Below are 14,232 nucleotides of genomic sequence, written 5' to 3' on the forward strand. Positions count from 1 at the left end.
TCATATTCCGGACGTACGACACAACGCGCCTCGGAACGTATGCCCAACGAGCAGATACGGGGAGATGCATCGATTGGGTATCGCGAAGCGATTGAATCTGGAAGTACCTGAGCCATGGCCAACACCCGGACCCTGCCGCCTCGTGTGCCGGGCGTCCTGCAGTCAAAAGAGGAGGTGCCTGCTATGACCGTTGAAGAAGCTGAAAAATATCTCTTCGTCAGCCGCACTCACATTCGCAAGCTTCTTGCCGAAGGTAAGCTGCTCGAGGTTTTGCCGAGAGCTCCTGGTTCTGAGCCCGATATCGATGTGGCTTCTGTGGAAACTCGCCGCGAGAAGATGGAAGCCGGGTACCGAGCCTATCTAGCTTCACGGACCGAGGACGACGGCCCGTAGGGATTCTGAGACGCGGTTTCGTCAGGTAGCCCAGTAACCTCCCTCGGGGCCAGGCAGGCGATTCCATGGAAACACTGGAGAGGAGGCTGCCCCGGAATCAGGCCTGAGAAAGCTTCATCGACACCGCACGAGGTAAGACATGAAGTGGCCCCGAAAGTTTGCTGAATGGCTTTTCCGCTTCGCTTCGTCGCAGGAGAATATCGACCGGGTCGCGCTCTGGCTCGGAGGCACTGTCTCGATTCTCGGACTCGCAGTGGCCGTCGTCGTCCTGGTCGCGATAATACTTCGGTGAATCGCCAGTCACACCAGAATTTCGTTCGGTAGGTATCAGCTCATCGCGAAACTTGCGATGTCGACGAAGGAGGCGAAGTTGACACACGTCTTTGCATGGGGCTATGAGGCCTGGATGACGCAACGGTCCGGGAAGTATTCGGTGTCGGGATACATCGACGGCCGGGAATTTGACATTGTCACGGACATGCCGCAAGAGGCAGAGAAGGCGTTCGCCCACGCGGCGCGTTCGGCGTGGCTGCGCCGCAAATTCCGGCGCCTCCGGGGCCTACCCGCCCGGGAGTCTTCGCCCGTTAATTCGCTGGATACCTACCATGAAGTCTCTCTCAGAATGATTTTCGTGGCTGTCGTGACCGCGTTATGGAGTCGTGTATTCCGGTGACCGGCTAAAAAAGCAATCAGATGCAAGTGTGCAAATTCAAGCATGCACGGCTGCACCTCGCTCATCGTGGGCAGGACGTGCAAGTGCGAGATGGCGCGCCCCAAGACAATCCGCCGGCTGAAAAACGCTGCCATCACCTACCGCAGCTGTGCCGAGCTGATGTTGCCCACGGCGATCGCGGTCAATGGTGCAAGCACTCCGTTCGCAGTCTGTCGGTATGTCGATGCAAATCACGCTATCAATTGCGATTCGGCGATTGATGCTCGCACGACACGCTGGGGCGAGTACCTGTCGAACGCATTGGACAGCGGGTCGGCCGGGGAAAATGGCTGGCCGGATTCTCCAGACTCTGTCTAACGGTCGTGAGCGGATCATGTAGTTAGTCCTACTACTTCGGTAACCTACGATCTCGCCCCGCGCTTAAGCTCACTGTGCTGATTGAGGTGCCGGTCATGCTGCTCGTCGTGCGTATCGTCAACCGCTCGAAGAACTGGTACGAGTGCGCTTGAGGCATAGGCAAACAGCGTCGATCGAGATTCAGGAGATTGCACGCTCGAGCCAATCGGATATGTGCTGCCAGTACGATGGAATCTGCTCCCGGCGCTCTGCGACCGTTGCTCCTGGTATGCGAACCATCGAGCGCATGGCCTGAGGGTCACCACGGCGTCATCCGTTGTGCGACTCGATCCCGAAGGACAAGGAGATGCAGCAGCGCTCCCCCGATGTGCAGACAGATTAGCGCAAACAACACCCATGCCAGTACACCATGGACGTCACCCATTTCGTGACCGAACGAGGAGCCTTGGGGCGAGAGCCCGGGCAATGGAATCGCGCCAAACAATGTAACTCGCCAGCCGCGCGAAGAAGCGTTGATCCAGCCAAGTAACGGAACAACGACGAGGAGCCCGTAGAGCGCAAGCTGCGTCACGGACGAGACGGCGCGCAGTGGCAGTGAAATTTCTTCTGCCGGCGGGCGATGGGTCACGCGCCAGACGATGCGCAATACCATTGTCGCCAAGAGCGATGTGCCAACCGCGATATGCCAGGCGATCAGACCGACCGGCTGCGTGCCGCGATGCACGTCCGGCATCGTCCAGCCCAGTACAAACTGCGCGCTGACCAGTGCGACGACTAACCAGTGGAGAAAACGTGCAACTGCGTCGTAACGTAAGGTTGCCGGCATGTTTGCCCCGGTGGGAATCCAAGTCGGAAAGAGGCGCTGATTTTACGCAGAAACCCTTAACGGAACGTTAAGGTGGAGGCATCGCGCCGTGCTCGAAGTCCTCGCCGCGAACCCCGGCGGCGGACGCACCGGTGCCAGCCTCAGGGAGTGCAGGAAAGTCGATGATGACGGCAAGGCCCCGCCCCCCCAGCCCTGGGCCGAACTGCAACCTTCCGTTGAAATAGTGCGCAATGCGCTCGACGATCGACAGGCCGAGCCCGCTGCCCGGCGATTGCACGCTGGCGCCACGGTAGAAGCGGTCGGTCAGGCGCGCAAGATCGGCTTCGGCCACGCCCGGCCCATCGTCGAGCACCGCGAGGCATTGCATGTGGCCGCGATCGAACAGGGATACCTCGACGTGGCCTTGCGGAACGCCGTATTTGATGGCGTTGTCGAGCAGATTGTCCAGCAGGATGCCGATGAGCACCGCGTCCGCATGCATTGCACGTCTGGACTCCTGCCTGACGGAAAGCGCGATGCCTTTTCCCCGTGCGTTCGCGACATGCCTGGCAACGGCTTCTTCGACCAGGTCGGCCGTCGTCACGGTTGTTGCAGGAACACGCTCATATTCATCCAGTCTTGCCAGTAGAAGCAGTTGCTCGGCCAGGCGGGTGCTGCGATCGACGCCTTGTATGACGCGTTGCATCGCGAGCCGCTGGAGATCAGGCGTGGTGGCTGAAAGCGCCACCTGCGCTTGTACCTTGATGGCGGCAAGCGGTGTCTTCAGTTCGTGGGCCGCGTCGGAGGTGAAGGCACGTTCTCGTGCGATCGACTGCCGTAGTTGTGAAAGCAGGCGGTCAATCGCGTCGACAAGCGTTCGCACTTCAGTCGGTACGCCTACGATGCCGAGGGGCGTGAGCGAATCGGCGTCACGTGCGCGGATGGTCGTCGAGACCGCTTCGAGCGGCCGAAGGCTTCGACCGATCGCGTACCAGAGGAGTGCCGCGAGCACGGGCAGCGCGGCGAACAGCGGCCATACGATCTGCCTTGCTGCGCCACTCGCGAGGTCGCTCCTGGTATTGGAGGTTTCCATGACCCGAATGGTCCGTCCGGTCTGCCCGTCATGCAGCGTATATAGGCGCCACGCGGAGCCGTCGATGTCGGCGCTCCACGGCAGCGGGTGCGTCTCAGCCCATGCGGCCAGGTTCGCTGCGTCGCGCGGGATGTTCGATGTGAGGGGGGCACCTGTTTCGTCCAGCACTTCAAAAAGGATATCGCGCGGCAGGCGGTCGCTGTCCGATGCAGCGCTTTGATGCCTGCCGGGACGTGTCAGCTCGATCTGGGCGTTGAGGGGAGACTGTGAGAACTCGTTCAGATCCGTGCGGTCAAGCCGCGCGATAAACATGGCGTATTCGACGAGGCGCGCATCTTCCCATTCCCGCACTTCGCGCGACGCATGCCGGAAGCAGCTGTACACGGCTACGATCCAGACGATGCATACGCAGGACAGGACCATCAACGAAAGCCGATGACGTATCGAGCGGGAAATCATGGCTTTTCCACAACGTAACCGACGCCGCGCACAGTGCGGATCAGGTCGGCGCCGAGCTTTTTGCGCAAATTCGAGACATGCACTTCGAGGGCATTGCTTTCCACGCCTTCCTGCCATCCGTAGAGGCGATCTTCGAGGCGTATTCGCGTTTGCGGTATGCCTTGATGAGTGACCAGCTGGGTCAGGAGGACCCACTCCTTCGCAGTCAGCGGCACACGGACCGCGTTACGCGTGACGGTGCGTGTGGTGAGGTCGACCGAAATATCGTGCCACACGATCGTCTCCTGGCTACGCCCCTGTGAACGGCGCACGAGTGCGCGGCAGCGCGCGAGCACTTCGGAAAGCTCGAACGGCTTGGCCAGATAGTCGTCAGCGCCGGCATCAAGACCCCGGACGCGATCGGCAACGGTGCCGCGCGCCGTGAGTACGAGAACGGGGATGTCATCGCCTGTTTCGCGCAGGGAGCGCAGGACTTCAGTTCCCGACTTGCCCGGCAGTCCGAGGTCCAGCACCAGCAGGGAGTAGCGAGATGTTGCGAGCGCATTGGCGGCGTCGCACCCATTGCGCACCCAGTCTACACCGTAGCCTGCCTGGCTCAGGCTGATCTCCAGCCCGTTGCCAATCAGGTCGTCGTCTTCAACAAGAAGGATTCTCATGCTCAATTGGACCCGTGCTGTTTCGCGACCGTCCCTCTATTTTCCACGCTCGTGCCAGCGGTATCACGGCGTAATTCCCTGAGATTGTATGTGCGGGTCCTCGCCAGGCAAACGGGCCGCTCTTTCAGGCGGATGCTTAAGGCTTCCTTCAGCTTGTCCCGGTAATATCGGAAGCGGTGAAGTACGTATCGGTCAGCCTTTCTCGATCACGGATGGGAGTGGCATTTGAATGGATTGCGTAATGGTTCCGCAAGCCGATATTCCAGTAACGCATAGCCGCGGTCGCTTGCGATGAATTCGTCTACCATCGATCAATGGCGTGCGCATCTGCTGGTTGCCTCGCTGGCAGCCACGCTTATCCAGGCAATCGTCCTGGCGTCAATGCTTGTGCTTGCCGCGCCGGAGACGTTCTTTACGTCGACGGCGTTCCGTCTGGGCGTTGGGGGGATGGTCATTGCGGCGGTTTTCTTGACTCGTAGAGTCGCGGGTTCGGCGTTTCGCTCGGCCCTGGCAAGCAACCATGTGTGGCTCGGCGGTGAGCGGCATTGCACCGTTTCGCTGTCCAGTGACTGCCCCCGGCGTGCGCTCGTCGTGTTGTACGTGCGGCTCAACCGGAGAACGTTTGACCCCAGGGCATCTTGATTTATGCTTGCGGTCAATCCTCACCGAGGCAAGAGCGAGCGCACTTTAGCTTGCTTCCCTTCCACCCCCTGAACAAACACCAAAGAGTGACCGCGCGATATATCGCGGGAAATCCAACGACATGAAAACGCTGTTTCTGCAGGCCCCGTCCTATGACGGCTTCGACGGTGGCGCCGGTTCGCGCTACCAGGCAAAGCGCGAGATCCGTTCGTTCTGGTATCCGACCTGGCTCGCGCAGCCGGCGGCCCTCGTGCCCGGCAGCCGCGTGCTCGATGCGCCCGCCGACGGCCTTTCCGTCCAGGAAACGCTCAACATCGCCGACGACTACGACCTCGTCATCATCCATACGAGCACGCCGTCGTTCCCGACGGACGCGCTGTTCGCCGAGGACCTGAAGAAGCACAAGCCGTCGATTCTGGTCGGCATGGTCGGCGCGAAGGTGATGGTCGATCCGCACAACTCGCTCACGGCAACCGAAGCGATCGATTTCGTCTGCCGCGAAGAATTCGACTTCACCTGCAAGGAAATCGCCGAAGGCAAGCCGTTCCCGCAGATCAAGGGCTTGAGCTGGCGCGCGAAAGACGGTTCGATCGAGCACAACGAGGCGCGCCCGATCCTCGAAAACATGGACGAGCTGCCGTTCGTCGCGCCCGTCTACAAGCGCGATCTGAAGATCGAGAACTACTTCATCGGCTACCTGAACTACCCGTACGTTTCGATCTACACGGGCCGCGGCTGCAAGTCCCGCTGCACCTTCTGCCTGTGGCCGCAGACGGTCAGCGGCCACCGCTACCGCACGCGCTCGGTCGAGAACGTGCTTGAGGAAGCGAAGTGGATCCGCGACAACATGCCGGAAGTGAAGGAGCTCATGTTCGACGACGACACCTTCACCGACGACCTGCCGCGCGCCGAAGCGATCGCGCAGGGTCTCGGCAAGCTCGGCGTGACGTGGTCGTGCAACGCGAAGGCGAACGTGCCGTACGAGACGCTCAAGGTCATGAAGGAAAACGGCCTGCGTCTGTTGCTCGTGGGCTTTGAAAGCGGCGATGACCAGATCCTCGTGAACATCAAGAAGGGCGTGCGCACGGACTTCGCGCGCCGCTTCAGCGCGGACTGCAAGACGCTTGGCATCAAGATTCACGGCACCTTCATTCTGGGGCTGCCGGGCGAGACGCCGGAAACGATCAGGAAGACCATCGAGTACGCGAAGGAAATCAATCCGCACACGATCCAGGTCTCGCTCGCGGCGCCTTATCCGGGCACGACGCTCTACAAGCAGGCCGTGGAGAACGGCTGGATGGAAGAGAACAAGACCATCAACCTCGTGAGCAAGGAAGGCGTGCAGCTCGCGGCGATCGGCTATGCGCATCTGTCGCGCGACGAGATCTATCACCACCTCGAGCAGTTCTATCGCGAGTTCTATTTCCGCCCCTCGAAGATCTGGGAGATCGTGCGCGAGATGCTCACGAGCTGGGAGATGATGAAGCGCCGCCTGCGCGAAGGCGTAGAGTTCTTCCGCTTCCTGCGCGCCCACGAGGCATGATGGGCTTGCCGCGCGCGATCCGGCTCACCGGTGGCGTATTGGCGCTGGGCGTCGCTGCGTGCTTCGGGGTTTCATGGGCGATTGTGCTGAGGCATCCGGCACTGCTGCATGGCGCACATGTGCTGCTCATGTCTTTCGCCATAGTCTGCGGCCTTGGCGCGGCGTTTGGCGTCGTCTATACGGTATTCGCCTGCGTGCTGGTCGGCCGCTTCTTTGCTCGCTGCGCCGCCGTGCCGACGCAGTTTCCTGGTGTGACGGTGGTCAAGCCGCTTCACGGAGACGAGTGGCAACTCACGGAGCATCTTGCCACGTTCTTCGAGCAGGACTACCCGGCTCCAATCCAGTATCTCTTCGGCGTTCACGACGCCCAGGACGCAGCGCTGAGGGCCGTCGATGCAGTGCGCGCGCGCTATCCCTCGGCGCAGGTCACGGTCGTGGTGGACGCGCGGCTGTATGGACCCAACCGGAAGATCGCTAATCTCGTCAACATGCTCGAACATGCCGAGCATGACGTCCTTTGTTTCGCGGACAGCGATGTGCGTGTCGGTCGGGCTTACCTTCGCAATATCGTCGCAGCGCTGCAGGAGCCGGGCGTCGGGCTCGTCACCACGGTCTATCGCGGCCTGCGCACACCCGGGTTCTGGTCGCGCGTCTCAGCCGCGCTCACCAACTATCATTTCCTCCCCGGCGTAGTTACCGGGCTTGCGATTGGCCGCGCCCGGCCGTGCTTCGGACAGTCGGTTGCGATGACTCGGGAGACCCTCGCGGGAATAGGGGGCCTCGCGCAGTTCGCCCACCACCTTGCGGAGGATCACGCCATCGGTGAAGCCGTGCGTCGTAACGGCGCTACGGTTGCCATTCCGCCGATGATAGTGGAACACGCCTGCGTCGAGAATACGTTTTCCAGACTCTTCAGCCATGAGTTGCGCTGGAGTCGCACGATTCGCGCAGCCGACCCCTCGGGACATCTCGGTGCCGTGCTGATGCATCCGTTTGCGCTCGCTATGCTCACAGTCCTATTTTCCGGCGGCGCGAGCGTGGCGTGGGTATCGGCTTGTGCCGCGCTGTTGAGCCGAGCGGTGCTGGTCTGGAGGGTTGACCGCGCCACGAATAACAAGACACACGGACTACTCTGTCTGCCGCTGTGGGATCTCGTGCAATTCGCGATCTATGCCGCGAGCTTTTGTTCGTCTGGGGTGGTCTGGCGGGGCAGGCGTTTCCGCGTCGATGGGAACGGTATGCTGTCGCCGGTAAATGAGAAGTGAGTTCAACGAGATGTCGATAGCTGTAACGACGCGGGTGCCATCCGCAAGCGGGAACCACAGATGAAGCACCTTGGCCGTATCGCAGCTTTGGTTGGATTTTCGGCCGCAGTCTGGCTAGTGTTGCGCGATCATCCGGCGACAGTCTGGCAATTGATCCGCAACGGAGGATCCGGCCTTGTGCTATCCGCCTGCGTGCATGTCCTCCCGATGTGCGCGAACGCGTGGGACTGGCGCACGCTTATTCGCCCTGCGGAGCGTCCGTCCTTCGCGAAGCTGCTGAAGTTCGTTTGGCTTCGGGAGTCGGTAAACGGCCTCTTGCCGGTCGCGCGTATCGGTGGCGAAATTCTCTCGTTCCGGCTGCTTGGCCGCAGCGGTGTGCGGCCGGCGAGCGCGATAGCGAGCCTTGTCGTCGATGTGCAACTCACGCTGATCAGCCAGGTCGTCTTTGCACTCGTAGCATGTGGCTACCTGCTGGGTCATTCGACGTCTGGTGCGGCGCATCTGGCAGGCACGCTCGTGTGGAGCATCGCGGGAATCGTGCCGATACTGACGCTCTTCGCGCTGGTTCAGCATGCCCGGCCCTTCGAACGCATGGCGCGAACGCTGAACCAGGTCACAAGCGGAAAGATGCTTGAGCTCGTGGGGAAATCCGCTCGGGTCGATCAGTCCATCAAGCTGGTATGGCGTCAGACGGGCAACGTCGCCCGCTACCTGTTTGTCTGGCAAACGGTCCAGTGCGCGGGATTCGCGCTCGAGATCTGGATCGCCCTCCGCGTGCTCGGCACAGATGCTACGTTTGCGCAGGCATTCGTCATTGAGGCCTTGATCCAGCTTGTGAGCAGCGTGGCTTTTCTTGTACCCGGCAGTCTGGGCGTACAGGAGGGCGGTTTTGTCCTGATCGGGGGGGTACTCGGATTCGATGCACCAACCTGCCTCGCGCTTGCAGGTGCGCGACGCATACGCGATCTGTTGTTCTATGCTCCGGGGCTGGTTGCGTGGCAGGTGACAGAATATGTGTTGCCGCAGGTAGGGCGGCACGCTATACGTCCGCGGTGCTCCTTGAATGTGCAGGCCGCGATCGGATCGGACGGGACGGCACGCGGATAGAGACACCTCCGCGCCGGGCGAAGTGCTTGACGCGTGCGCTCGACGGCGGGCATGCGCCACGACATAAATTGGATGGCCACTGTTTGACAAGAATCATGCGCTTACAGATTGCATCCGATCTTCACCTCGACGCTCTCCAATCGAAATTTCCCCCGAGATGGCCTCTGCAGGTGGCCGCCGGCGCGGATCTACTGGTGCTCGCCGGCGACATTCACGTGGGTGCAGCGGCTGTGGACCGCTTCGCAGAGTGGCCTGTACCGGTCCTCTACGTCAGCGGCAATCATGAGGCTTATGGGGCCGGGTATGCCGAGACCGTCGCTGCGCTCTGCCGTCGGGCACGGGGTACGCGGGTCCATTATCTCAAACGCCGCTCGATTGAGTTCGGCGGAGCGCGCTTTCTTGGCTGCTGCCTCTGGACGGATTACGAGCTCTACGGCGACAGCGTGAAAAGCATGGACTATGCGCGCGAAGCGATGTCGGACCATGCCGCCATCCGTCGTGAAGACGGCGGCCCGTTCGGCCCGGAGGAAGCGCTGGCCGAACATCGGCGCGCCGTGTCGTGGCTCGTGCGGGAACTCGGGAAGCCTTTTGCGGGCAAGACAGTCGTGATCACGCATCACGGTGTTTCGCCGGCTTCGATGCATGAGCGGTTTCGTGATCAACCAGTCAATGCGGGCTTTCTGAGCGACCTGCGGCATCTGATGCCGTTGGCAGATCTATGGATTCACGGGCATGTGCACGATTCATTCGATTACCGGTCGGGCAGTGCGCGCGTCGTGGCAAACCCGCGCGGCTACCCGCTGAATCTCGCGTCCACGCGGGTAGAGAGCGAACTGCGATGGGAGAATGCGACTTTCGATCCGGTGTGCGTCATCGAGCTATGACGCACCGCAGCTCACTGGCGCGCGTCAAGAACTGTACGGCGCATTCACGTTGGGAACGCAAAGCATCTTCATGAGGCGGAGTAAGAGTCTGTTGCCCAAGACTGAATCATCGGCTGATGAACCGGGGGACCATAATATCGCGACCTCCGCGCCCGCCGATCCACTGCGATTTCCAAGCAGATGATGTACGCGATATGTGCGAGCGCGGTCGTTATCCAGACCGGACCTGATCGATTCAGCGTAACGGCGCCGCCTGAATGCATTCCGCGGCTGGTCAAGGCGCGAGATCGTGCCTATCGTTTGGCTTGTACGATTGACTTCTTTGAACGATGGCCGCAGCGTCATCCTGAATGATTTGCTGATTGATCGCTTATTCGCATTGGTCGCCAGGGGCGCCGATCTGGGAAAAGTAGCGTAGAGGGCGTGGCGCACAGAAGTGCCCGAATCGGGCGACGGGGATTTGCCGCGCACGACGTCAAGGGCAAGCCGCGCGGATGCCGAATCGAAATAAAGGGGCAGAGGACGAGGTATGGGAGTCGAGAGGCCACGGCGGGAGTCGTCCCGTGCCAAGTGCGTGCTTGAAGTGTTGATCGTGTTCCTCCGGCTAGGGCTGACGAGTTTCGGTGGCCCGATTGCCCACATTGGCTACTTCCGGCGTGAGTTCGTCGAGCGCAGGCGCTGGCTCGATGAGGAAACGTTTATGGATCTGGTCGGACTGTGCCAGTTTCTGCCGGGCCCTGCCAGCAGCCAGGTTGGGTTCTCGATTGGCTTGCTCCGGGCTGGCTGGTTCGGAGGGCTCGCGGCATGGTGCGGGTTCACGCTGCCATCGGTCTTGTTGCTGCTCGCTTTCGCTGCCATAGCGCCGGATCTGGGCGGCCCGGTCGGTGAAGGATTGATTCATGGCCTCAAGCTCGTCGCTGTCGCTGTCGTGGCCCAGGCCGTCTGGGACATGGCCCGTCGACTGTGCCCGGATCGCCGGCGGGCAGCCATTGCGCTTGCTGCCATGGCGGGACTCAGCGTGCTTACCACCATCGATGCGCAACTCGTTGTCATCGCACTCGGCGCTGTGCTTGGCTTCGTGTTTTGCCGCTCAACGGCGTCAACGAAGTCGGTCGGCATAGCGCACGCGCGCGAATTCAGCGTATCGCATCCGGCCGGAGGCATCGCACTTGCCTTGTTTTGCTTCCTGCTGTTTGCTCTGCCAGCCCTGCAGCAATCGGGCAGTGGCCACCTCATCGCCATATTCGACGCCTTTTACCGCTCGGGTGCGCTTGTTTTCGGCGGCGGACATGTCGTGCTACCTCTGCTACAGCAACAGACGGTCGCGACCGGTTGGGTATCGCCGAATGACTTCCTCGCTGGATACGGGGCGGCACAGGCAGTTCCGGGCCCATTGTTCACGTTCGCCGCTTTCCTCGGCTGGATGACTGTGGGCGCGCCCAATCATTGCGTCGGAGCGCTGCTTGCCACCATCGGCATCTTCCTTCCTGGCTTGCTGCTCGTGATTGCGGCGTTGCCACACTGGCAAGCATTGCGCGCACGTTCATCCATGGCCGCGACGCTTTCCGGCGTGAACGCGGCGGTCGTCGGGTTGCTGGCGACGGCGCTTTATTCGCCCGTCTGGACGAGCGCGATCCGTTCCGGCATTGACTTCTCCATTGCCACAGTCGGCTTCTTTCTGTTGAACCGCTGGAAAGCGCCTCCACTTGCCGTGGTGGTGATCTGCGCCGCAGGAGGCATTGTGGAATTCGTGTGCCGCTAACCGCGTAAGCACGGAAACCGAGTTGATAGTGTTTCAATCAGCAGCGGGCTCTCGAGCAATCTGGATCGCCCACATAAATCGATCGTTCAGACCGTCGAACCGCAGGTTATGCCGTTGACAACGACCGACTACGTGCCGCCGGTCACGTTGGAAATTGTGTATAAGCCGATGCCCTCAAGGACGTACCGTCTGTGTCGTAACCAGAATTGAGCATTGACCGCACGACGTAGCCTCTTTCAGTCTCGTTTTACCGCGCCTGACAAGCGCTTCGTATCCTGCGCTGGCTATCGTCAAGCCGTCTTGCCGGGACGCGATGTGGACTGCTCTTCTTGTAGACCGCTCAACCGTTAAGGATCTCTTCAGGAACTCCCAGTACGATATCGGACCCGGCAAGCGCCTTCACCGACACTCCTTCATTCTCGTGAGCGATACCACCCCCGATATCTGGTCAAGCTGGCTTCTTCATCATCGACATGGCGGTGACATCGAGTACAGATCGCGGCTGCGTGTCGAAATGACCGCGTACGCCGATCGAGTGCTGGACTTCGCCCGCCTCAAACCGCATATGAAGCTCGCCGATATTGGCACAGGAGACGGTCTGGTGGCATTTCGCGCCATCGAGCGGACCGGCGGAAAATTGAATGTGACCATGACTGACATCTCCGCGCCTATGTTGGCGCACGCCAGCGAGAGAGCGTACGTTCTTGGCGTGCACGATCAATGTAAATTCCTTCAGTGTTCTGCCGAAAAGCTGGATGGAATCGACGACGCATCTGTCGACGCCGTCGTGATGCGCGCGGTGCTCGCATATGTGGCCGACAAACCCGCCGCGATGCGAGAGCTGTTCCGGATTCTGAAGCCCGGTGGTCGACTCGCGATGGCTGAGCCCATTATTCGCGACGAAGCCCTTGAGGTCTGCGCCTTAAAGCAGATCGTCGACGCTCGCATCGGAGACCCTCAGGACCCCTTCTTCGCACTGTTGCTGCGATGCAGGGCAGCGCAGTATCCTGACACAAAGGAAAAGATAAGGTCGCTTCCCATAACCAGTTACGGTGAACGAGATCTCGTACGATTTGCAGTCGATACTGGCTTTACGGATATCCATCTCGAATTGCATATCGACGTGCGTACTCAAGATTCGCCATCGTGGCAAACCTATTTGCATACATCCCCCTATCCCGGTGCGCCGTCGCTGAAATCGATACTCGAAACACAATTTACGCTGAGCGAACGTGAGTTTCTGGAAGCGCGGTTACGCCCGCTGGTCGAAAGCGGCCACCGGTTCGCTGCCGTTCGCATTGCGTACCTCACGGCGCAACGACCACACTGACCAGGCCGTCCGGCTAACTGAATTGTCCCTTAAGCTAGGGATGTATCATGAAAAATTGCGCTCGAAGGGCGACGTCGCCCCATGATCGTCGAGGCCATTCGGTTCAGGACTGTCATCGATCTCGTCTTTGCTCGACAGCCGAGAGATTCCCCGTTCGACAAAAAATTTCCCTCTCGCGCCAACTAACATCGGTGCAGTGCATTATCTAACCGTAGCCCTTGAGACTCGAGGATGAATGACCGAATCACCTCAAATAACTGGCAGGAAAGTTGAAGCATGAGACGCAAGTACGCATATCGAGGCTACAGCATTGACGTTACCGTCGAGGTTAGCTACGAAATCTGCGGCGGCCGAACCGTCTCGAAGGCCCCTTCCTATTGGGCGTCGGTCCACGTCAAATCAGACCATCAATCGTATGACGACGATCGGGTGCTCTATCTCAGCGATGTTTCTGGGCGCCCTTTCACGTCAGACATCGATGCGTTGCTGAGCGGATTCAGTGGCGGCTGCCGGCTTATCGATGAGTTGGCTGCTCGCCGCCCCCAATGAAGCACTCAATTGCGGTGTCGTTACGGCGCCGCCAAACGGCACCTTCCGCCGCAAACCGATCAGCCCTTGCTGCTGCAACATCGAGACCGTCCAGACCGCCCCGCGAGAGATTTTCACCGCGCCACGTTAAATACATCTTAAGGATAACGGATCATAATCAACGTGTGGGTTCGAATGTCCTGCGGCATCCTGCGATGCCGCGGACGTGGGGGAAATGCCATGAATCTCGTCCTTTCCAGCGCGTTCTTCGCCATCCGCTGCTCATTCCGCCCGCATCGTTTGCCCGCGCTCCCGCGATGCCGTCTCTCAACGAACAGGCGCCAATGCATCAGCCGGAACGCGCTGGCCCCGCCTCCCCCGCGCCGTGTGAAACCGTCGGAAAGGAAAATCAGTCGATGGCTCGCGGCTCCGCGGCAGATTTTCACGTTCGATCACGGGGAAGTACAGACTACGGAGGTGCTCCGGCTGGCTCTTCAGAATCTAGTAGCTCCTTTCATAACCGCAATTGATCGTGCCCCGACCCCGCGTGCGCACCGTAGTTATCGACTCATCCACGCACCCAACGGCTGTTTATCGGCGTTGTGCGCCGCCGCGGCGACGACAGAGTCGCGTACCGGGTTGAGCGTCACAGCACGAACCTGTGTCCGGTTGCGCGTGTGGCTGTTACGGCTCGGGCTATTTGAGTTTGGGCGGGGGGTATTTGTCTCGCGTTCG

General features: G+C 60.4%; 14 protein-coding genes. 10 read left to right on the forward strand and 4 right to left on the reverse strand.

What is annotated here, in order from left to right; translation table 11 throughout:
- The first annotated feature begins 114 nt into the window (after positions 1 to 114).
- The 3 genes from V8683_RS28735 to V8683_RS28745 all read left to right on the forward strand — a co-directional run bounded on the left by V8683_RS28735 (position 115) and on the right by V8683_RS28745 (position 1,423).
- Positions 115 to 393: a MerR family transcriptional regulator gene (locus V8683_RS28735; RefSeq protein ID WP_411191441.1), complete on the forward strand. Its 279-nt coding sequence runs from the start codon at positions 115 to 117 to the stop codon at positions 391 to 393.
- A gap of 349 nt (positions 394 to 742) precedes the next feature.
- Complete coding sequence (locus V8683_RS28740; RefSeq protein ID WP_411191440.1) at positions 743 to 1,066, forward strand: hypothetical protein; 324 nt, start codon at positions 743 to 745, stop codon at positions 1,064 to 1,066.
- Positions 1,067 to 1,108: 42 nt separating this feature from the next.
- Complete coding sequence (locus V8683_RS28745) at positions 1,109 to 1,423, forward strand: hypothetical protein (protein ID WP_462880714.1); 315 nt, start codon at positions 1,109 to 1,111, stop codon at positions 1,421 to 1,423.
- Between the two features lie 298 nt (positions 1,424 to 1,721).
- Here the strand turns inward: V8683_RS28745 and V8683_RS28750 are convergent, their stop codons facing one another.
- From V8683_RS28750 to V8683_RS28760, 3 genes are all read right to left on the reverse strand, one after another.
- Positions 1,722 to 2,249 (reverse strand): cytochrome b, encoded by a 528-nt coding sequence (locus tag V8683_RS28750; RefSeq protein ID WP_411191438.1) that lies wholly within the window; start codon positions 2,247 to 2,249, stop codon positions 1,722 to 1,724.
- A 67-nt stretch (positions 2,250 to 2,316) separates the two neighbouring features.
- On the reverse strand, positions 2,317 to 3,780 hold the full coding sequence (locus tag V8683_RS28755; protein ID WP_411191436.1) for an ATP-binding protein: 1,464 nt from the start codon (positions 3,778 to 3,780) through the stop codon (positions 2,317 to 2,319).
- On the reverse strand, positions 3,777 to 4,436 hold the full coding sequence (locus V8683_RS28760; RefSeq protein ID WP_411191435.1) for a response regulator: 660 nt from the start codon (positions 4,434 to 4,436) through the stop codon (positions 3,777 to 3,779). The genes V8683_RS28755 and V8683_RS28760 overlap by 4 nt, the downstream gene beginning before the upstream one ends.
- 291 nt (positions 4,437 to 4,727) lie before the next feature.
- Here V8683_RS28760 and V8683_RS28765 point away from each other — a divergent pair, with 291 nt between their 5' ends.
- From V8683_RS28765 to V8683_RS28795, 7 genes are all read left to right on the forward strand, one after another.
- A complete protein-coding gene (locus tag V8683_RS28765; RefSeq protein ID WP_411191434.1) occupies positions 4,728 to 5,078 on the forward strand; it encodes a hypothetical protein in 351 nt (116 codons plus the stop codon).
- A gap of 121 nt (positions 5,079 to 5,199) precedes the next feature.
- Positions 5,200 to 6,621, forward strand: coding sequence for a hopanoid biosynthesis associated radical SAM protein HpnJ (gene hpnJ / locus V8683_RS28770; RefSeq protein WP_411191433.1), 1,422 nt, complete (start codon positions 5,200 to 5,202; stop codon positions 6,619 to 6,621).
- Positions 6,621 to 7,886: a bacteriohopanetetrol glucosamine biosynthesis glycosyltransferase HpnI gene (gene hpnI / locus V8683_RS28775; protein ID WP_411192516.1), complete on the forward strand. Its 1,266-nt coding sequence runs from the start codon at positions 6,621 to 6,623 to the stop codon at positions 7,884 to 7,886. Before hpnJ ends, hpnI begins: the two co-directional genes overlap by 1 nt.
- 60 nt (positions 7,887 to 7,946) lie before the next feature.
- A complete protein-coding gene (locus V8683_RS28780) occupies positions 7,947 to 8,993 on the forward strand; it encodes a lysylphosphatidylglycerol synthase domain-containing protein (RefSeq protein WP_411191432.1) in 1,047 nt (348 codons plus the stop codon).
- A gap of 95 nt (positions 8,994 to 9,088) precedes the next feature.
- The gene (locus V8683_RS28785) at positions 9,089 to 9,877 is read left to right on the forward strand and encodes a metallophosphoesterase family protein (protein WP_411191430.1); all 789 of its coding nucleotides are present in this window, start codon (positions 9,089 to 9,091) and stop codon (positions 9,875 to 9,877) included.
- Between the two features lie 529 nt (positions 9,878 to 10,406).
- Entirely contained in the window at positions 10,407 to 11,639 is a 1,233-nt protein-coding gene (gene chrA / locus V8683_RS28790; RefSeq protein ID WP_411191429.1) for a chromate efflux transporter, read from the forward strand.
- Positions 11,640 to 12,060: 421 nt separating this feature from the next.
- On the forward strand, positions 12,061 to 12,969 hold the full coding sequence (locus V8683_RS28795) for a class I SAM-dependent methyltransferase (protein ID WP_411191428.1): 909 nt from the start codon (positions 12,061 to 12,063) through the stop codon (positions 12,967 to 12,969).
- A gap of 468 nt (positions 12,970 to 13,437) precedes the next feature.
- Here the strand turns inward: V8683_RS28795 and V8683_RS28800 are convergent, their stop codons facing one another.
- The gene (locus tag V8683_RS28800) at positions 13,438 to 13,599 is read right to left on the reverse strand and encodes a hypothetical protein (RefSeq protein WP_411191427.1); all 162 of its coding nucleotides are present in this window, start codon (positions 13,597 to 13,599) and stop codon (positions 13,438 to 13,440) included.
- Positions 13,600 to 14,232 lie beyond the last annotated feature (633 nt).

Source organism: Paraburkholderia sp. AV2 (assembly GCF_054968425.1).